This window comes from Limnohabitans sp. TEGF004 (genome assembly GCF_027924965.1).
Classification (GTDB): Bacteria; Pseudomonadota; Gammaproteobacteria; order Burkholderiales; family Burkholderiaceae_C; genus Limnohabitans.
This window is the reverse complement of record NZ_AP027056.1, coordinates 1,327,992-1,349,863: the sequence shown is the minus strand read 5'-3', so window position 1 is coordinate 1,349,863 and position 21,872 is coordinate 1,327,992. Positions and strand designations below refer to the sequence as shown.

Annotated in this window: 7 protein-coding genes and 1 tRNA gene (1 of these 8 only partly in view); 7 read left to right on the top strand and 1 reads right to left on the bottom strand. The window is 58.1% G+C overall.

The features are described 5' to 3' along the window. The first annotated feature begins 48 nt into the window (after positions 1 to 48). The 6 genes from tolB to LINBF2_RS06345 all read left to right on the top strand — a co-directional run bounded on the left by tolB (position 49) and on the right by LINBF2_RS06345 (position 4,601). Positions 49 to 1,332, top strand: a complete 1,284-nt coding sequence (gene tolB, locus LINBF2_RS06370) for a Tol-Pal system beta propeller repeat protein TolB (RefSeq protein ID WP_281887583.1) — start codon at positions 49 to 51, stop codon at positions 1,330 to 1,332. Between the two features lie 30 nt (positions 1,333 to 1,362). After that, positions 1,363 to 1,872, top strand: a complete 510-nt coding sequence (pal, locus tag LINBF2_RS06365; protein ID WP_281887581.1) for a peptidoglycan-associated lipoprotein Pal — start codon at positions 1,363 to 1,365, stop codon at positions 1,870 to 1,872. After that, a complete protein-coding gene (gene ybgF / locus LINBF2_RS06360; RefSeq protein WP_281887579.1) occupies positions 1,869 to 2,600 on the top strand; it encodes a tol-pal system protein YbgF in 732 nt (243 codons plus the stop codon). The genes pal and ybgF overlap by 4 nt, the downstream gene beginning before the upstream one ends. Beyond that, a complete protein-coding gene (locus LINBF2_RS06355) occupies positions 2,597 to 3,679 on the top strand; it encodes a YeeE/YedE family protein (protein ID WP_281887577.1) in 1,083 nt (360 codons plus the stop codon). Before ybgF ends, LINBF2_RS06355 begins: the two co-directional genes overlap by 4 nt. Positions 3,680 to 3,704: 25 nt before the next feature. Beyond that, positions 3,705 to 4,463: a tRNA threonylcarbamoyladenosine dehydratase gene (locus LINBF2_RS06350; protein ID WP_104797391.1), complete on the top strand. Its 759-nt coding sequence runs from the start codon at positions 3,705 to 3,707 to the stop codon at positions 4,461 to 4,463. 62 nt (positions 4,464 to 4,525) lie between these two features. Then, positions 4,526 to 4,601 (top strand) — tRNA-Lys (locus tag LINBF2_RS06345). 153 nt (positions 4,602 to 4,754) lie between these two features. On the opposite strand, the gene LINBF2_RS06340 is transcribed toward LINBF2_RS06345, so the two are convergent. Next, positions 4,755 to 5,036: a tetratricopeptide repeat protein gene (locus tag LINBF2_RS06340; protein WP_281887575.1), complete on the bottom strand. Its 282-nt coding sequence runs from the start codon at positions 5,034 to 5,036 to the stop codon at positions 4,755 to 4,757. Positions 5,037 to 5,397: 361 nt separating this feature from the next. Here LINBF2_RS06340 and LINBF2_RS06335 point away from each other — a divergent pair, with 361 nt between their 5' ends. Then, positions 5,398 to 21,872 carry the 5' portion of an Ig-like domain-containing protein gene (locus tag LINBF2_RS06335; RefSeq protein ID WP_281887573.1) on the top strand. It continues 15,337 nt past the right edge of the window, so the window shows 16,475 of its 31,812 coding nt (coding positions 1-16,475); it begins with the start codon at positions 5,398 to 5,400; the stop codon falls past the right edge of the window.

Sequence of the window (21,872 nt, the reverse complement as noted above, 5' to 3'; positions counted from 1 at the left end):
CTCGTTCGCCACTAAAATCAGCGGATTCATTTGGCTACCTCTCTCACTATGACACGTCAATTTTTTCGCTTCACACTTGGGCTTTTGACCGCCGGCTTGTTGGCCTTGCCAACGTGGGCGCAGTTCCGAGTGGAAGTGTCGGGCGTGGGTTTGACCCAAGTGCCTATTGCCTTTGCCCCCTTGCGTGGTGAAGAAACATCCCCCCAAAAGATTTCAGCCATCGTGCAGGCCGACCTGGAGCGTAGCGGCCAGTTCCGTGGCATCACCGCTGGTGTGGTGACAGACGAAACCCAACGCCCCGACATCAGCGCCATGCGCCAAAAGGGCGCCGATGCCTTGCTAACCGGCAGCATCAGCCGCATGGCAGACGGTCGCTATGACGTGCGCGTACGCTTGTGGGACGTGGTACGCGGCCAAGACCTAGGCGCCATGAGCTACACCGTGGTGACGGGCGATTTGCGTTTGGCGTCTCACCGCATTGCTGACTTTGTGTACGAAAAACTCACCGGCGACAAAGGTGTGTTTTCCACCCGCATTGCCTACGTGACAAAGACTGGCAACCGCTACAACCTGTGGGTGGCTGACTCGGACGGCGAAAACGCCCAGTCTGCCCTGGCTAGCCCTGAGCCCATCATTTCGCCCAGCTGGTCACCCTCTGGCGGTCAATTGGCTTATGTGTCGTTTGAATCACGCAAGCCTGTGGTGTATGTGCATGATGTGTCTACCGGCAAGCGCCGCGTGATTGCCAATTTTCGTGGCTCCAACAGCGCGCCTAGCTGGTCGCCCGATGGGCGCAGCTTGGCTGTGACCTTGAGCCGCGATGGCGGTTCGCAATTGTTTGTGATTGATGCCAACGGTGGCGAGCCCCGCCGTTTGACACAATCGGCTGGCATCGACACTGAGCCCGTGTTCGCCCCCGATGGCTCTGCCATTTACTTTGTCAGCGACCGTGGCGGTGCGCCTCAGATTTACCGCATGCCTGCGTCTGGCGGCCCAGCCAACCGTGTGACCTTCAATGGCACATACAACATTTCACCTGCCATCAGCCCTGATGGCCGTTGGTTAACCTACATCTCTCGCATTGGCGGCGCGTTTAAGTTGCATGTGATGGACATTGCCAGCGGCAACGTGGCAGCCATCACCGACAGCAACCGCGACGAGCGCCCCAGCTTTGCGCCCAACAGCCGTCTGATCGTGTACGCCACCATCCAAGATGGCCGTGAAGCCTTGATGACCACCACCTTAGATGGCCGCATCAAAGCCCGCTTGTCTGGCCAAGGCGGTGACTTGCGTGAGCCCAACTGGGGCCCGTTCAGCAAAATCTTGCCTTAATTTATCTCTCTCTTTTTGGAACACACATTTATGAAAAAACTTTTGTTACTGGCTTCTGTAGCCGCAGTTTTGGCGGGTTGCGCTTCTGGTGTCAAGCTGGATGACGTGCAAGTGGATGACCGCTCTGGCGGCGCTTCAGGCCAAAGCAGTGTCAATGGTTTGAACTCACGCAACCTTGGCGCCATGGAAGGCATCAAGCAAGGCCCTGTGGGCGTGGAACACATCATTTACTTTGATCTTGACAGCTACACCGTCAAATCTGATTACCAAACCGTGTTGGATGCCCATGCCCGCTACCTGCGCGCAGATCGCAATCGCCGTGTGAACATTGAAGGCCACACCGACGCACGTGGTGGCAGCGAGTACAACTTGGCTCTGGGCCAAAAGCGTTCAGACGCTGTGCGTCGCTCCTTGTCGGTCTTGGGCGTGCCCGAGAGCCAAATGGAATCGGTGAGCTTTGGCAAAGAAAAGCCAGTGGCCCAAGGCTCTGACGAGTCTGCTTACTCACAAAACCGCCGTGCTGCGTTGAACTACCAATGAAACTGAACCCTTCTTTTTCTATCCGCGCTGTGGCCCTGGCCGCAGGTGCGCTGTTGAGCTTCAATGCCACGGCTGCGTTGTTTGAAGACACCGATGCACGTCGCGCCATTCTCGAGTTGCGTGAGCGCGTCGAGCGCCAAGGTGAGGAAATTCAAAACTTCCAGCGCAGCTTGCTGGAGCAGCAAAACCAGTTCGAGGCTTTGCGTACCGAAACAGCACGTTTGCGTGGAGAAAAAGAAGAGTTAACGCAAGAATTACGTCGCCAGCAGGAGCTGTCTCAAGGCGTGGACGACCGCTTGAAGAAGTTTGAACCCACCAAGGTCAAGGTCGATGGCGTGGAGTTTGTGGCCGACCCCGCAGAAACCAAAGCCTACGAAGATGCCTTGGCCATCTTCCGCAAAGGCGAGTTTGGCGCAGCCAGCGCGGCGTTCAACGATTTCATCAAACGCAACCCCAAGAGCGGCTACGTGGTGCCTTCGTTGTTTTGGGTGGGCAATGCCCAATACGCCAACCGCGACTACAACAACGCCATCAAAAACTTCAACACTTTGTTGAGCAAAGCCCCGAACCACATGCGTTCTGCAGACGCCATGTTGTCTGTGGCTAATTGCCAGTTGGAGTTGAAAGACATCAAGGCTGCCCGCAAAACCTTGGGCGATGTGGTGAAAACCTATCCACACACCGAGGCGGCCTCTGCGGCCTCTGAGCGTTTGGCGAAACTCAAGTGACCGAGCTAGTCACGCTCACCAAAGAGGTCCTTGGGGCCTTTTTTTTAGGTGGCTTGCTTTTGGGTGTCATCAGCCAACGCACCCACTTTTGCACCATGGGCGCCATTTCCGATGTGGTCAACATGGGCGACTGGACCCGCGCACGCCAATGGCTGTGCGCGATTGGCGTGGCAATGATTGGCTTTGCCGCATTGGCAGACTTTGGCCTGATTGACCCCAGCAAAACCTTGTACGCCAGCCCGCGCCTGATGTGGCTGTCCATGCTGGTGGGCGGTTTGATGTTTGGCTACGGCATGGTCATTGCGTCGGGTTGCGGCAACAAAACCTTGGTGCGCATGGGCGGCGGCAACCTCAAATCACTGGTGGTGTTTGTGGTGATGGGCGTCAGCGCGTTTGCGACGCTCAAAGGCATCACAGCCGTGGTTCGCACCAACACAGTGGACACCGTGTTTGTAGATATGCCTGCGGGCGCTCATCTGAGCGTGTTGGGTATTCCTCATTTGGGCTACATCTTGGGTGCGCTTGTGTTGCTGTGGGTCTTGCGGCACAAAGACTTTTGGACGTTTGACAGCCTATTGGCTAGCTTCGGCGTGGGTGGCTTGGTGGTCGCCATGTGGTGGGTCAGTGGGCATTTGGGCTTTGTGCCCGAGCATCCAGAAACCTTGGATGCGGTGTACTTGGCCACCAACTCTGGCCGCATCGAAGCACTCAACTTTGTCGCACCTGTGGCCTACACCCTAGATTGGCTGATGTTTTACAGCGACGCGTCCAAAGTGCTGAGCGTGGGCATTGCCGCAGTTGCAGGCGTGCTAGTCGGTTCGGCCATCTCGGCGTTGCAAAGCAAAACCTTTCGCTGGGAAGGCTTTGCCAATCCACGCGACCTAGGCCAACACTTGCTAGGCAGCGTGTTGATGGGCGTGGGTGGTGTGACCGCCATGGGCTGTACTTTCGGTCAGGGCTTGAGCGGTATTTCTACATTGAGCCTCAACTCCGTCGTCGCTTTGGCCGCCATCGTGCTGGGGGCTGTGGTGTCTTTGCGCCAGCAAGCTGCACGCCTAGAGCGCACCGCCTGTGAGTGAACCTGTTGTGACGCCGTCTTCCGCGATGGACCGCCGTTTTGGTGGCTTGGACCGCTTGTATGGTGTGACCGGTGCCGCCAGCATTCGCGCGGCGCACGTGGTGGTGGTGGGCGTGGGTGGAGTGGGCTCGTGGACGGTGGAAGCCTTGGCGCGCAGTGGGGTGGGGCGCTTGACCCTGATTGACCTCGACAACGTGGCCGAATCCAACATCAACCGCCAAATTCACGCGCTGGACGACACCGTCGGTATGGCCAAGGTCGAAGCCATGCGTCAACGCATTGCGCACATCAACTCGGATTGCGTGGTGACGTGCATTGAAGATTTTGTTGAGCCTGGCAACTGGCCTGGCATTTTGAATGGCGTAGACGTTGATGCTGTCATTGACGCCTGTGACCAAGTCAAAGCCAAAACAGCGATGGCGGCTTGGGCCATCAAACACAAAGTCTTGTTCATCACCGTCGGGGCCGCTGGCGGCAAACGCTTGGCGCACAAAGTGGACATTGATGATCTGTCCAACACCAGCCACGATCCACTCTTGGCCAAGCTGCGTTACAACCTGCGCCGTGAACACGGCGCTGCGCGCGAGGGCAAAAAAATAGGTGTGGCGTGTGTGTTCAGCCGAGAGGCTGTTGCACCGCCAGATGCCAGTTGTGACGTGCAAGGTGACGGCTCATTGAACTGCAGCGGCTATGGTTCTGTGGTCAGCGTCACGGCCACGTTTGGTCAATGCGCAGCGAGCTGGGTTTTTGATCAAATTTCTTCACGCGCATTGCCAAAACACTAAAAAATGCGTTATACTTTTAGGCTTCGCAGGGTACGAAACAAACATTAAATACGCTGCGTGATGGGACCATAGCTCAGTTGGTAGAGCAGCGGACTTTTAATCCGTTTGTCGTGGGTTCGACCCCCGCTGGTCCCACCAAAAATCTTAAAAGGACTTAGAGAAATCTAAGTCCTTTTTTCATTTCCGAAACGATTTTCCATATTTATTCAAAATTAGCAGAAATACGATTAATCTTATGTAAACATTAGAGAGCTCAAGAAACCACCGAGGAGGAGCGGTGGTTTTTGAGGCTCAGGCCGGCGTGGCGTCGCCAGACAGGTAGCTGGCGTAATTGTTCGTCAGCTGGTCGTAGGCGTTGGCTGCATCGCTGAACAAGTTTTGCTTTTGCAGCAACCAGCCGTAGTTGAACCAAGCCACGTGTTTGTGTTCATCTTTGCCATGCTGTAGCCATTGGCGATATAAATCAATGGCTTCTTGGTATTGGCCAGCGGCTTGAAGCATTTCTGCAGCCTGTGTGAGTTCGCTCAGCGTAAAACTGGTCAATTTGGCGCCCGAAAGATATTGGTTGGTCATGTTGATCGCTCCTGTGAATTATTCCAATTCATATTAAGCAGAATTTATGCCAGAAATTGTTAGCTATTAATGTTTCAAAAATCTCTTTTGGAAAGTCTGTGAGATGTCAAATTAACCTACAGATTTTTTGAGTTTTACTTTGTCATTGATACACATGTAGGTTTTTGTAGGTATTTATTGGCTCTTATTTTTCATTTTTTTGTCAAATAATTAATTCCTTAATATTATTTTTATCGGTTTGCGTTCTCAAGTTTTGTAGACAAGGGTCGATTTCGACGATGACTCCTTGAATAACGTTGTTTTAGGCCTGGTAGTTGCTACCCAAGGGGTTAGACCAAAGTAAAACTAGAAAACATCCGACATGGAAAAGAAAACACTCATTGACTTGATTTCAGGTCTATTTGCCAAAACGCCAGTGAAGCTGGCCGCACAAAAGCACCCGATTCAAGAGTGGTTAGACACGGAAGGTCTTGTTTTTCAGCAGGGCAGTGATTTGGTGCGGATCAACGCTGACGGGCAAACTGAAAGAATTGATGGATTTTTTGGCAGCTTGGGCGGATTTGCCGAACTTGAGCTGCTTTTCCCAGAGCAATTGGCGCAATTAAAAGCGCGAATGGATGGCGCTCGCGCTTCAGAAAGTTTTCAACTGGCGCAAGCACAGCCGCTGGATAGCGACGTTCAAACCGATAGCGGTCAAGCAACCCCTATTCCGAAGGCCGATGCCTTGGTTGCCAAAGTAGCCGAGGTCAGTGGTACGGCGACCGTGGTCCGAAACGGCACGGTGTTGCAGCTCAATTTTGGAGACGCAATTTATATCGGAGACATCGTCACGACCGATAGCAACGCCAAAATCAAATTGACTTTGATCGATGCGGCACAGCCGGATAGAGCCGGCAGCTCGGCGCAGTTGGGCGACCAAACCCGTGTCATGGTCACCGGACAAATCATTGCGGCTGATGCGGGAAACTTTTTTCAAGTCAACCTCAAGGTCGATGGCGGCGTGCTGTCGGTTGATAAACCGAACGACACCGCTATTCAAGTTCAGGTCTACACCCCTGCAGGACAGCTTCCTGTGCCACAAACAGGTCTCAATGTGGTGGTTCAGGCCAACACGGGGCAAACTGCTGTCAGCACCTTATCACCGCCCATTTCAGGCACATCATCTGCCGTCAGTGCCAATGTGATCGGCGTTGACGGTAACCCTAGCCAGTTGCAGCTCAGCACGACCCCTGTGGTGATTGGTCAAGCCCCTGCGCCTCAACCCGTCATTCAAGCCATCGCTCCTGTTGTTTCGGCTAACCCGCAAACTTCGTCATCTGGCGCAACCCTTGTTGATAACGCCGCGACCACTACTGCAGCTACGACATCTACAACGGCACCGACTCAGCGAGTTGCGACAACGGTCAACGCAGAACAGGCCGATGCGCAGCCCTTTCAGACCAGCAGTTCGCCGTCCGCCTTGGTTGGCGCGATCACGGGCGTGAGTCCATTCAGTCCTTTGACTGGTAACAATTTGGCCGCGCCGATTTCATCGCCCGTCGAGTCCAATCCTTTGTCTGCCATCGCGGCTTCCGCGCTGCAGTCGGGTGCAGGCAATGTCGTTCAAGCTGGTAATGCGATCGCTCCGTTTGTGGGCACGCCTGTGGTGGCCCCAAAAGCCAGCAACGAGATCACACCGCCAATCATCCCCAAAGTCAGCATTGCAGCGGACTACATGACGGTTGACGAAGCGCCGCCAACCGAGGCAGAGCCATTGGTCGGCGGAGAAATCGCATTCACGGTGACGCTCTCATCACCGACCAGCTTGATTGTCAGCTTTGGCGTGAAGATTGAGGTTTACAGCGGTAACACCCTCATCGCGGATGACCGTTTGGGAAACCAGACCTACGCATGCACGGTCAAACCGGGGCTCAACACCTTCAACTTCACGACGGATATTCAGCGAAACACGACGCGTAACGAAGCTGTGACGGTCAAAGCCACACTGGTGGATTTGCTCAACTGTGTGCCCGATGCCCCTGACACCATCCAGTCCCAGTTGACATTGGTTGATGACAAGCGTATGGATGTGGTCATCACCGGCCCCACAACCATGACCGGCAACCAAACCTCCGAAGAGTTTGTAGGCGGTGCGGCCAATGACACTGTGTCAGCCGGTGCAGGGTCTGACGTGATCGACGGCGGCGCAGGTGCAGACAGCATCGACGCGGGGACGGGCAATGACCAAGTGGTGTTGGACATCACCGACACGATTGATGGCGGTATAGGCATAGACAGCTTGGTGGTCAAGACGGCCACCTTGAACTTGAGTGGTGTGACCCCGCATGTGAGCAACATGGAGGTGATCAACCTCACGCAAGACGAGCAAGCCAACCAAGTGGTGTTGAGCAAAGCCTTTGTGGAAGCAATGGGCGGCGCCAATGCCGTGGTGAGCATCGAAGGCGGTGCCAACGATGTGTTAAACCTGGCCAACACCAGCCCTAGTGAAACGATTTGGTTCCGAGATCCAACAGCCGATGTCTCGGCCACCTCAACCACACCGGCGTACACAGCGTATAAGAGTGGCACGACCACGGTGTTGGTCAACAGCGCCGTGCAAGTGGCAGGCGTTGCAGTCACGAGCGCAGAGGGCACAACAGACACCTTGTTGAGTGGACCTGGCAACGACACCATCACCGGCAGCGGTGCGGATGTGTTGGACCTTGCACACCGACCTGGGGTGAGCACAGCGCAGGAAGTCAGTGAACCCATGACGGTGAACTTGGCCACAGGTGTGGCCAGCGATGCCAGCGGCTTGCTGGGCACCGATACCTTGGTGGGCATTCAAAACGTGAGCACCGGCAAAGGTGCTGACTCGGTGGTGGGCAGCAGTGCGGCCAACACCATCGTGACAGATTTGGCCAATGACACCGTGGGCAGTGCAGACACTATCAGCGCAGGAGCGGGCGACGACATCGTCATCGCCGGTGCAGGCTCTGACATGATCGACGGCGGCGCAGGTGCAGACAGCATCGACGCGGGGACCGGCAATGACCAAGTGGTCATGGACATCACCGACACGATTGATGGCGGTACAGGCGTAGACAGCTTGGTGGTCAAGACCAGCAGCTTGGATTTACGCGGCGTCACGCCCCACGTCAGCAACGTTGAAGCACTCAACCTCGCGCAAGACACTGGCGCTAACCAAGTGGTGCTGACCAAAGAGTTTGTGGAAGCAATGGGTGGTGCCAGTGCAGTCGTGAGCATTGAAGGCGGGGCCAACGACAAGCTAACCTTGGCCAACACGGCCTCAGATCCATTGACCCCCATTTGGTTCCGTGATCCAAGCGCAGACGTCACTGGCACAGCGGGTAACCCCAGCTACGTGGCCTACAAGAGCGGCACTACCACCGTGATGGTCAACAGCCTCATGCCACCCGTGGGCAACACCCTGACGGGCACTTCGGCGGCTGAAACCATTCAAAGCGGCCCCGGCAACGACACGATCACCGCCAGCAGCGACGATGTGTTGAACCTCGCGCAAACCATTGACGCCACCGGTCCCGTGGCCGTGACCGGCAACTTGACGGTGAACTTGGCCACAGGTGTGGCCACAGATGCCAGCGGCTTGCTGGGCACAGACACCTTGGTGGGCATTCAAAACGTGAGCACCGGCAAAGGTGCTGACTCGGTGGTGGGCAGCAGTGCGGCCAACACCATCGTGACAGATTTGGCCAATGACACCGTGGGCAGTGCAGACACTATCAGCGCAGGAGCGGGCGACGACATCGTCATCGCCGGTGCAGGCTCTGACATGATCGACGGCGGCGCAGGTGCAGACAGCATCGACGCGGGGACCGGCAATGACCAAGTGGTCATGGACATCACCGACACGATTGATGGCGGTACAGGCGTAGACAGCTTGGTGGTCAAGACCAGCAGCTTGGATTTACGCGGCGTCACGCCCCACGTCAGCAACGTTGAAGCACTCAACCTCGCGCAAGACACTGGCGCTAACCAAGTGGTGCTGACCAAAGAGTTTGTGGAAGCAATGGGTGGTGCCAGTGCAGTCGTGAGCATTGAAGGCGGGGCCAACGACAAGCTAACCTTGGCCAACACGGCCTCAGATCCATTGACCCCCATTTGGTTCCGTGATCCAAGCGCAGACGTCACTGGCACAGCGGGTAACCCCAGCTACGTGGCCTACAAGAGCGGCACTACCACCGTGATGGTCAACAGCCTCATGCCACCCGTGGGCAACACCCTGACGGGCACTTCGGCGGCTGAAACCATTCAAAGCGGCCCCGGCAACGACACGATCACCGCCAGCAGCGACGATGTGTTGAACCTCGCGCAAACCATTGACGCCACCGGTCCCGTGGCCGTGACCGGCAACTTGACGGTGAACTTGGCCACAGGTGTGGCCACAGATGCCAGCGGCTTGCTGGGCACAGACACCTTGGTGGGCATTCAAAACGTGAGCACCGGCAAAGGTGCTGACTCGGTGGTGGGCAGCAGTGCGGCCAACACCATCGTGACAGATTTGGCCAACGACACCGTGGGCAGTGCAGACACCGTGGACGGCGGACTGGGTGCAGACACCATTCGCACGGGCGCAGGCAACGACCAAATCACCTACAACCCCAATGCCAGCATTGATGCAGGCACGGGCATTGACACCGTGCGCATGGGTGCGTCCGTCATCAACATGACCACGGTCACTGGCAGTTTGGCCGGCGTGGAAGTGCTGGACTTGGACAACAGCACCGACACGCGACTGACCTTGAGCTTAGACAACGTCAAACAAATGGCTGGGCAAACAGCCCCTATGGTGACAGTGGAAGGCAATCTGGGGGACTCCATCACGCCGCTGTATGACTGGACGTATTCCTCGTTGGACAACACAGGCAAATACCAGATCTACACAAGTGGCACAGCCAAACTCTACATTGACACCGTTGTTTCAGTGATCGGTGAAGTGGTAGACAACATCGATCCTTCGACGTCCATGACACTGTTGGGTCATGGGCTCGGCGACACCTTGACATCGTCCAGCGCATCCGACACCTTGGATGGTGGTGCAGGGCGTGACGTCTTGGTCGGTGGCTATGGCAATGATGTGTTGGTGTTTGACATCAACGACACCAGCGTCAGCGGTAACCAAGGCGTGGACATTCTTGCGGTGCGCGATGCCACCGCTGACCTGACTGCTTTGACAGGTGTGTTCACCGGCTTGGAAGCGATTGACTTGCGTGGTTACGACAGCAACACCCTCACGCTCAATCCAGCCGCGGTGCATCAAATCACGCGTGCCGACGTTGGGCAAGCCAGCACAGACATCGTCACCATCAACGGTGACAGCGAAGACAACTTGGTGTTGGTCGGAAGTTGGACCTCGGTCGGCAGCCCCGAACTGGTGGGGTCCACGGCTTACCAAACCTACACTGGCACCTACACCGACCCTGCGACCAGCACGTCGTATCCGGTCACCTTAAAAGTAGACACACGTGTCAACCTGTTCCAAAGCATCGGGGCAACAACAGGGGCTGACTCAGTGCCAGGCGCCGCCGCCAATGAATTCATTTCCGGCGGTGCAGGCAACGACACCATCGACGGCGGCGCAGGCGATGACGTGCTGCGCGGCGGCACGGGCAACGACTCCCTCGTTGGTGGCGCGGGCAACAACACCGCAGACTTTGGCGATGCCACGAATGGCGTCATCGTCAACCTCGGAGGGGGGACGGCGCCCACCACATTCAACGGTCAAACCGTCAGCGTCAGCAGCGGCTCGGCCCAAACTTTGGCCAGCACAGCCCAAGTCGTCAACACACCTGGCACCGCCAATGCGGCGGAAACCACCAGTGTCACGTTTGTCGATTTGGCCGCAGGACAAGCGATCACCGTCGGGGGGGTGACCTACACCGCCCCAGTGGGCGGTGCAACGGCGTCCACGGTGGCCACCGCATTTGCCAGCATTGCAGCCGGAGCCACCAGCGCGGCAGCCAACACAGCAGGCACATTGAGCGGCTTTTCATCCGCCACGGCCACGGGCAACACGGTGGTGTTCACCAGTAGCACAGCAACAGGCGATGTGACCAACCTCGTGGTCACAAACCCCATCGAAACAGACAGCCTGTCGCAAATTGAAAACCTCTCAGGCAGCACCAAGAGCGATTACCTCATTGGTAGCGGCAATGCCAACAAACTCTCCGGCGGCGATGGCTCTGACACCTTGGATGGTGGCGCGGGCAGCGACACCTTGTTGGGTGGTTCAGGCGCCGACTCTGTGCTGGGCGGTACAGGTAGCGATTGGGTCGACGGTGGCAGCGGTGATGACATCATGGATGGTGGCGCCGATGCAGACACCTTGCTCGGTGGCACAGGCGCTGACAGCGTGCTGGGCAGTGCTGGCAATGATTCCGTGTCAGGCGGCGAGGGCGACGACACCCTCAGCGGCGGCGCAGACGCAGACACCTTGAGCGGTGATGCGGGCATCGACAGCTTGCTAGGTGGCTCAGGCAGTGACCTGTTGGATGGCGGTGAAGGCGCCGACATTTTGGATGGCGGTGATGATGCCGACACCCTGATTTACGATGCCAATGACCTGTCCGTCAGCGGCGGCTCTGGCACTGACACCTTGCTGGTGTCCAAGCAAGCCGAAGTCGATCTGTCGACGGGGCCCGCTTTCAATGGCGTTGAAGCTGTCAGCATGGCGGGCGAAGGCGCCAACAGTCTGATTTTGACCTTGGACGCCTTCAAACGCACGGGGGGATTGGCATCGGGTGTTGTGGTTCAAGGTGAAGACTTAGACACCTTGGTGCTCTCGGGCTCATGGATCAAGACTGCTACGGTGGATGCCGACAACTTGATTCAGTACACCATCACAGACACCACCGTCACGCCCAACGTCACCTACATCGCCAAGGTCAATCCAGACATTCAGGTGGTCAAACGCATCACAGGCAGCGGCTTGCTGGAAGGCACCTCTTCTGGCGATTTGGTCAGCGGCAGCGCCAGTGCCGACTCTATCAACGCAGGTGGCGGCAACGACACCGTGTTGGGTACGGGTGGCAACGACACCATCTTGGGTGGCGTTGGTACCGATACCTTGGACTACTCCACGGCCACGGGCAACATGATCATTGACCTTGGCGCCAATGGCGCCATGGGCAGCACCATCGATCCGACGTTGTCGTCGGTGGTCGGCAGCCAAGGCAGTGACGCCATCTCTGGTTTTGAAAACATCTTGGGTGGCCAAGGCGCAGACACCATCTTGGGCAACCAAGAATGGAACAGCATCGAAGGTGGTGCGGGGAACGACAGCATTTCCGGCGGCGGCGGCCAAGACACCTTGATCGGCGGCAGTGGCAATGACCTGCTCGATGGGGGTGAAGGCCCTGACGTCATGGTTGGTGGGACGGGCAATGACACCTTGGCGGGTGGCGTTGGCATCGACTTGGCCGACTATTCAGCGGCCACTGGCAATCTCACCATCAACTTGGCCAGCGGAACCAGCATTGACACATCAACGGGTGGCTTGGGCACAGACGTGCTGCAAGACATCGAAAACATCACTGCAGGTTCGGGTGATGACGCTGTCTTGGGCTCGGCTGACGCCAACATCATTTTGGGCGGTGAGGGCGCAGACACCATCACCGGTGGTGCGGGTAGCGACACCCTCACGGGTGGCGCAGGCATTGACACCTTGGACTACTCGACCAACACCTCGGCACAGGGCGTGGTGGTCAACCTCAACACCAATACCGCCAACGATGGCTTAGGGGGCACTGACACCCTGTCCGGCTTTGAATACGTGGCAGGTGGTGCGGGTGGTGACAGCGTGACTGGAAACACGGGTGATAACTTCTTGGCTGGTAACGACGGCCTTGACTACATCGACGGTGGCGCTGGCAACGACGTGTTGACAGGCGACACGGGTGAAGACACCTTGATCGGTGGCGCAGGCGACGACGTGTTGCTGGGCGGTGTCGATGACGACTGGTTGCGTGGTGGTACCGGCAACGACAACTTGGTGGGCGGCGCCGGCAGCAACGACACCGCAGACTTCTCGGACGCGACCACGGCGGTCACGGTCAGTTTGGTCAATGGGGCAGGCGTGGCCTCGGCCCCTGGCAGCACGGGCGTCGATCAACTGTCGGGCATTGAAAACTTGGTCGGCGGCTCTGCCGGTGACACCTTAGCAGGCGACACCGCGGCCAACATCATTTCGGGTGGCGATGGCGCTGACTCTGTGTTTGGTGGCCTTGGCGCTGACACTCTCAAAGGCGGTGCAGGCGGTGACGCCGACACCATCGACGGCGGTGATGGCATTGACATGCTGGACCTGCGTGAACTCGCAGGCCCCATAGCCGTCAACTTAGGCACACGTCAAGTCGCTTCCAGTTTGGGCAGTATTAGCGGTGGTACGTCCAAAGGCGACGGCACCGACACGATCGCGAACATCGAAAACCTCATCGGCTCAGGCAGTGGTGACACCATGGTCGGCAGTGCCGGCGACAACGTGTTGGATGGCTCAGGCGGCGGTGATGTGATCGATGCAGGCGCTGGCAATGACCGCGTCGTCTTTGATGAAAACGATGCCAAAGTGCTCGGTGGCGTAGGTGCCAACGATGCGTTGGTGATCAATGGTGAAAACACCTTGGTCGATTTGACGCTGGTGCAAGACAGCACCTTCTCGGGTTTTGAAGTTCTCGACTTGTCGTCCACGGGCAACCAGTCTGTCAAGCTCTCTGAGGCCGACGTGTTCGCCCTCACGCGCGGCAGCGCCGAAATCACCTTCCCCAGCTTGGCGGCAGGTCAAACCTTTACCTTGGCCGGGCTCACTTACATCGCTGAGGTCGCCACCAGCGCGGCCCAGTTGGCCACGGCTTTTTCGAGTTTGCAAAACGGTGCGACCACGGGCCCTGGTACGTCCACGGGAACCTATACCGGCAGCTTTTCAGGGTTTTCCACGGGCTTGGTCGAGGGCAGTACCCTGACCGTGTCGGGCGCGACATCGACCGACAGCGTCAGCGATTTGAATCAATCCAGTGGCAGTGGTCACCTCATCGTCACCACACCGGGTGCCGCATCACCGGCCACCACCGAAACCACGGCTGTCACCTTTGTGGCCATGAAAGAGGGCGAAACACTCACCCTCGCAGGCCTGACCTTCACCGCCCCTGTGGGCGGCGCGAGCGGCGCCGAAGTGGCCACCGCATTTGCCAGCCATTCCAATCATTTCTCAAGCAGCACCGCCCCTTTGAGTGGCGCACTCTCTGGCTTTGCCAGTGCGGCGGCGCTTGGCAGTACGGTGGTTTTCACCAGTGCAACGGCAGACAGCGACGTCACAGATTTGCCTGTGTCAGGCACTGCGTCAGTGCTGAACATGACTGCAGACAGCACGAACCTTGGGGCCGTTGCTGTGAATACCGCAGGTAGCGCAAGCACCGCCGAAACCACCACCATCACCTTTGCCGCACTCACTGTGGGGCAAACCATGACCGTGGGTGGCGTGACTTACACCGCGCCTGCGGGCGGCGCCACTGCCGCCACTGTGGCCAGCTACTTTGCAGACCCAGTCCGAAATATCAGTGGGTTTACCGCCAGTACAGCGCAAGGCAGCACCGTGGTGTTCACCAGCAACACCGCCACGGGTGATGTCACCAACCTCACGGTGGCAGGCACTGCCAACAGCACCGTCATTGCGGCCAGTCCACAGGGGCAATCTCTGCAAGTGCAGACCCGCAACGGCACACTGACCACGCCAGAAACCAGCACCTTCAGTTTCACCGACTTGGCCGCGGGCCAAAGCGTGACCTTGGGCAACGAAACCTATACCGCACCGTCCAACGTGACGGCTGCCACCGTGGCGGCTTATTTCGCCGCACACGCACCCACCGGTTTCACCGCGGGAGCTGCACAAGGCAACACCTTGGTGTTGACCAGCACCACAGCCTCCACCGATGTGGCAGATTTGAGCGTCAGCACCAGCGGTGGTGTGCCCGTCACACAGATGTCCACGTCAGAACAAAACGCCATCATCATCCAAGGCACCGCCAATGATGGCGTGCGCTTGGTGGGCGGCTGGACGCGCGTGGAAGACATCAGCCACGCGCCTGTCCTTGAAACGATTGGCGGCGTCACCTACGCCGTCTATGAATCCAGTGCCTACACGCCTTTGGCGACGGCAAGCAATCCCAACCCCACAGCAGAGCCCTTGAAGGTGTATGTGCCCTACAGCACCACCGATGCCACGAAAACCATCACACCGGGTTTGCTCATCACCTCGGGCGAAAGCGCCGATGTGCAAGCGGGTACCGCGGGTGACGACGAATACCGTGGCAATGGCGGTAGCGACCAGTTCAGTGCGGGCTTGGGTAACGACAGCCTCGACGCAGGCACGGGCGATGACATCATGGCCGGCGGTGGTGGCAATGACACCGTCTTGGCAGGCACCGGCAACGACGTGATTTACGGCGGTGACGCCACCAATCCGTCTGCATCGGGCAACGACTTCATTGACGGAGGCGACGGCAACGACTCAGTCATTGCGGGCGATGGCGACGATGACGTGCTGGGTGGGGCAGGCGCCGACACCGTGCTGGCCGGTAGCGGCAACGACTCGGTCGATGGCGGTGACGGCACGGACTCTGTCTCTGGCGGGGAGGGCAATGACACCTTGATCGGCGGGGCAGGCGATGACGCCTTGGCTGGCGGCGCTGGCAATGACAGCATCGACGCTGGTATTGGCAACGATGCCCTCTACGCCGATGCTGGTAACGACACCCTTGAGGGTGGCAACGGCATCGACATTCTGGACTTCAGCGCGGTGCGCATGAGCCCCGTGGTGGTCACCACCCTTGGCAGTGCCACCACCACAGAGCTCACCACCGTGACCTTTGCAGATCTCGCAGCAGGCGAGACGCTGAGCTTGGGCGGCATCACCTACACCGCCCCAGTGGGTGGTGCAACGGCGGCCACCGTGGCTTCCGCTTTTGCGGGACTTGCGGCGGGTGCGACGGTCAACGCGGGCAATATGAGCGGCACCTTGGTGGGGTTCTCTTCTGCGTTGGCAGGCCCCAACACCGTGGTGTTCACCAGTGCCGTTGCCAACAGCGATGTGACCAACCTCAGCGTTGGCGGCAGCGTCAGTGTGGACGCGCAAACCGCCCATGCGATGCAAACAGGCGTGCTGGCCATCACACGCGATGGCACGGCCACGACAGCTGAAAACACCACCCTCACATTCACGGATGTGGTGGCAGGCCAAACCTTGACCTTGGGCAACATCAGCTACACCGCACCCGTGGGCGGCGCCACCGCCAACACGGTTGCCGCTTACTTTGCCAGCCATGCGCCCACAGGCTTCACGGCGGGCAGTGCGCTGGGTAACACCTTGGTGTTAACCAGCACCATGGCACAAGGCGATGTGGTCGATTTGAAAATTGGCGGCACTGCGCCCAACACATCTTTGCCAAGTAGCACCATCAACTTGGCCACCGGAATTGCTAGCAGCAACCAAACAGGCACTGACACACTCAGCAACATCGAAAACGTCACAGGCAGTGCCGGGCGAGACTTGATCACCGGCTCCTCTTTGAGCAACGAAATCATCGGTGGTGCAGGTTCTGACACCATCTTGGCGGGCGACGGCAATGACTGGATCTTGTTCGACGCGACCGATGCACAGGTCGATGGCGGGGGTGGTAACAACGACATGTTGGCCATCCAAACAGCCAACACCACAGTTAACTTTGACACGCTGAACACACAGCTGTCAGGCATTGAAGAAATTGATCTCACAGGCCACGGCGTCCAGAACTTGGTGCTGACAGCGGCCAATGTGTTTGACCTCTCAGACACCACCAACGTGCTCAAAATTCACGGTGGTGTGGGTGACACGGTGGCCTTGGCAGGCAATTGGATTGCCGCGACTGCGCAGCCCGTGATCTACAACGGTGAGTCTGCGGTTCAGTACAGCCGTTACACCTTGTATGACCCCGTCACTGACAGCACGGCCACCGTCTTGTTGGCGCCAGGCGTGGCTTTGTCTATCTCCTATGTGGGTACCGCAGGCCCTGACCAACGCACTTACAACCCAACCGATGCGATGGTCGACGGCAGTGGCGGTGATGACACCCTGACCTTTGCCACCACGGCCACCAACCAAGTGTTGGACATGGCTGACAGCAGCAATCGCCCTGACATCCGCAACATGGAGACCATCGATATCTCTGGCGGTGGTACCAACTTCATGGCCTACAGCGCAACCAGCGTCGGGGCCATGTCCAATTCTTCTGATGTGGTCACGATTGATGCGGCCGAAGAGCACCTCATCGTCACCACACCCGGCACAGCCACCACGACCGAAACAGCTTCGGTGACATTCGCCGACATGGCCGCAGGCGAAACGATCAGCTTGGGTGGTTTGACCTACACAGCACCTGTGGGTGGCGCAACTGGCGCTCAAGTGGCTGCTGCGTTTGCCAGCCGTGCCAGCAGTTTTTCGACTGGTACAGCACCGCTCGGCGGCACTTTGACGGGCTTTAGCAGCTCAGCCGCGCAGGGCAACACCGTGGTGTTCACCAGCGCTACGACGGACACCGATGTCACCAACCTCAGCGTGGCTGGCACATCCAAGAGCGATGCACGTACCGCTGACGCAACCCAAACGGGCATGATTGTGGTGACCCGTGATGGCACAGCCACGACCCGAGAAAACACCACCGTGAACTTCACGACTGTGGTGGAAGGGCAAACCGTCACCTTGGGCGATGTGACCTATACCGCCCCCACGGGCGGTGCTTCCGCAGCCACTGTGGCGACCTACTTCACCACCCACGTGCCGACGGGCTTTACCGCTGGTACGGTGGTGGGTAACACGCTGGTGTTCAGCAGCACGAGCGCGACCGGTGATGTCGCCGACCTGACGGTCGGTGGCACAGCCCCCAACACCTTGGTCATGAGTGACACCGTCTTCATTGACAGCACTTTGGTGCCCAGCACACCTGCCACCACCGTCATCGGCGGTGTGACGTATGACCTCTACACCAGCGCAACCGATCCGAACGTTGTTTTGCGTGTCGACCAAGCCGCCGACGTGGTGCAAGTCGTGGCCGTCAGCAATGGCGCGGCCAATACCCCTGCGTCAGGAACGCAGTTGGTCCGTGGTGACTCCGGCAGCAACACCTTGGATGGTGGCGCGGGAGAAGACATTCTCAAAGGTGGCGCCGGTGCAGACGCCATGGTCTTTGATGTCAATGACCTCTTGATCGATGGCGGCGATGGCGCAGACAGCCTCAAAGCCACAGGCAACATTGACCTGACACTGATCGCCAACGACCGGGTGCGCAACATCGAGTCGATTGACTTGGGCACCAGCAGCGGCAACTACGCCGTGACCTTGACCGATGCCGATGTGGCCGCCATGAATGCCGACCGAACTGCGGTCATTCAAGGCGGACTGGGCGATACAGCCAATGTGATTGGTGAGTGGGTTCAGGGCGAAACTGTCACCGACAACAGCGTGAGCCCACCCGTCACTTATGTGGTCTACAGGCTCAACGACGCCACCCTGAAAATTCAACAAGGTGTGGTCGTGAACTACACCGGTACCGATGGCCGAGACCTGCTCACTGCAGGTGCTGGCAACCAAGTCTTAGACGGTCGCATGGGCAGCGACGTGCTCAACGGCGGCGCAGGCTCTGATGTGATGATTGGCGGCCGTGGCGAAGATGTGTTCGTCTATGACTTGGAAGACACCAGCTACACCGGTGGTATTTTGGGCGGCTTGGACAACGAAAACGACACGGTCAAAGTGGCCGGCGGTGGCGTGACGGTTGACCTGTCCAGCTCGACGGGACACTTGGTGGTGACCAGCCCTGGATCTGCGTCACCTGCAAAAACTGAAACGACCACAGTCACCTTTGTGGCCATGCAAGAGGGCGAAACCCTTAGCTTGGGTGGTTTGATTTACACCGCGCCCGTGGGCGGCGCGACGGGCGACCAAGTGGCGGCTGCATTTGCCAGCCATGCCGTCAACTACGCAGGAGCTAGCGCACCGCTCAGCGGCACACTCGCCGGATTTGCCAGCGGTGCGGCCGAAGGCAATACCGTGGTGTTCACCAGCAGCACCGCCAACAGCGATGTCACGGACCTGCCGCTGGGAGGCACTTCTTCTGTGTTGAGCCTCACCACTGGTGTGTCTAACGCAGGCGTGGTGGTGGTCAACACCCCAGGTACAGCCAGCGAAGCCGAAACCACAGCCATTACCTTTGCAGACATGACGGCAGGTCAAACTGTGGAAGTGGGCGGCATGATTTACACCGCCCAAAGCGGTGGCGCAACAGCGGCACAGGTGGCCGCCTTCTTTGCAGGACTCACGATCAGCGGTTACACCGCTGGAGCTTCTGTGGTGGGCAACACGGTGATCTTCACCAGCATCACACCCACGGCCTACATCACCAACTTGTCGGTCAGCGGCACCATGCCCGTCACCTCCTTGGTGGCAGGGCCCCAAGGCCCAACGCTCAGCGGTGTTGAGACCTGGGACATCACAGGCAATGGCGACAACACCTTGGTGGTGGGTGCGGACCAGGTTCGCGACATGTCCGATTCGACCAACACCTTGATTGTGTCTGGCAACGCTGGGGACGTGGTCCGTCTGGCGGGTGACGGCTGGATGACCCGAGGCTCTGAACAAGTGCTGGGTATCACCTACAACAAGTACACCAACTTTGCCAGCGATGGCACACCGGTCACAGTGCTTTTGGCGCTGCAAGTGGCCAAGGGTGACCAGATCATTGGTGACGGCATTCACTTAGACATCACCGGTGGCACAGGTTCGGAAGATATTCGCGGCTACCCCAATGCGCCACGCAACGAAACCATCAACGGTGGTGCAGGGGCCGACTTGGTCGATGCCGGTGCAGGCGATGACACCATCATCTACGACGCCAAAGACATCACCCTCGCTGGAGGCTTGGGCGACGATGTGTTGGACCTCAATGCCAGTGGTCCGTCTTTGCTGGACTTGATGGAGCCTGGACGCCCCGTCAACGGCGCTTTGCACCCGACGCTCAAGAGCATCGAAAAATTTGACCTCACCAATGGCAGTGCAGACATGGTGGTCATTAGCCCAGCCAGTCTGTATGCCATGGGCAACGCAGGCCACACGCTGACTTTGGACATCGACGCCAGCGACCGCATCTTCCTCGACGGCTTGCCCAATTGGGGGGTCACGACCGGCGTTGCAGGCTACGACGAATACACCATCAGTTACACCCCAAGCGGGGGTAGCGCCACGACCTTGAAAGTCAAGGTCACAACTGGCGCGACGGTTCAAACGGTGACACAAGGCACCTCCGGCGCAGACACCACTCCATCTACCACTGGCAGCGATGTCATCAAAGCAGGCGAGGGCAATGACACCCTGACGGGCGGCCTTGGTGCCGACCTGATCGAAGCCGGCGCGGGCAACGACGTGGTGACTTACGACGTGGGCGACTGGCATCAGTTTGGCGGCACGGGTGACGACACCTTGGTCATCAACACCTACACCACCAATGGCCTTGCCAGCGGTGCACCCATTGCCGATCTGACCACGCGTGCAGGCACGCAAGTCAAAGGCTTTGAGGTGATTGACCTGTCAGCTGCAGGCGGCCAAGCTGTCAAGCTCGATGAAAACGCGGTACTTGCTTTGTCAGACACTGGCCGCATCACGGTCAAAGGCACGGCGGCTGACCAGTTGTCGCTGTACGGCGGTTGGGCTTACACCGGAGTGGATTCGGATGCTTCGGGTGCCATTTACAAGGTGCTGCAAAAAGGCAATGCCTTCATTTCAGTCTCGGACGAGGTGCAACTCAAGATCACCAACGAACTGGGCGGCACGGTCAATATTTATGGCCCCGGTGCCGATGTGATCGACGTCTGGGGTGCTGCTAGCGGTCCTGACTACATCGCCAACGGCGCGATGACGGGCGATGGTGACGACATCATCACCGTGCACGACATGAGCTTCTCGGCGATCGACGCTGGCCGTGGCAACGACACCATCAAGTTTGCATTTGCAGGCGACGTCAACACCTCACTGTTGCCGCCTACCGGCTTGACCAATGTGGAGGTGTTTGACCTCACCACCAATGCCGCGGGTAACAAGCTGATCTTGACGCCAGAAAAACTGGCCACCATGACCGATGCCGACAACTTGTTGGTGGTCAAAGGCACATCACTCGACTCGCTGATGCTCTACGGCCAGTGGAGCATGTCTTCGGATGTGAGCTACAACGGTGAGACCTATGCGCAAGTCATGTCTGTCACCACCACCGGTGAAGAAGTCAAGGTGTACTACACCAAAACCATCACCAATGTGGTGATTGACAACCCACCCACGCCGCAAATGAGCACCTTCTCGGTGGCCTACAACGACGGCACCTACTTGGTCAGCAAAGGCATTGATGCCTATGCGGGTTGGAAGGTCGACAACGCAGGTGATGTCAACAAGGACGGCGTAGACGATGTGATCGTCAACACCGCAGGTGCCGCGTATTTGGTGTTTGGTTATGCCGAGCTGGCGGGTCAAATTGACCTGACCAACATTGGCAGCAAAGGCATCAAGATTTCGGGCATTGATTCGACCAGTTTGGTGGCGCTGAACAACGCCACCAACACGGAAGCAGGAGGCGGTAACTACTTGCTCAGCAATGGCGCTCAATCCACGTATGCCACTTATGAGTACGGTTTGACGGGGATCGGCGACATCAACGGCGACGGTTGGGACGACATGGCGGTGAACACCGCTGGTAACCAAGTGAAGGTGATCTTCGGACGCAGCAGCTGGAGCGACATCAACTTGGC

What these genes read in the sequence shown, in the direction of transcription:
- tolB (WP_281887583.1), top strand. Translation starts at nt 49, where the DNA reads ATGACACGTCAATTTTTTCGCTTCACACTTGGGCTTTTGACCGCCGGC.
- pal (WP_281887581.1), top strand. Translation starts at nt 1,363, where the DNA reads ATGAAAAAACTTTTGTTACTGGCTTCTGTAGCCGCAGTTTTGGCGGGT.
- ybgF (WP_281887579.1), top strand. Translation starts at nt 1,869, where the DNA reads ATGAAACTGAACCCTTCTTTTTCTATCCGCGCTGTGGCCCTGGCCGCA.
- LINBF2_RS06350 (WP_104797391.1), top strand. Translation starts at nt 3,705, where the DNA reads ATGGACCGCCGTTTTGGTGGCTTGGACCGCTTGTATGGTGTGACCGGT.
- LINBF2_RS06340 (WP_281887575.1), bottom strand. Translation starts at nt 5,036, where the DNA reads ATGACCAACCAATATCTTTCGGGCGCCAAATTGACCAGTTTTACGCTG.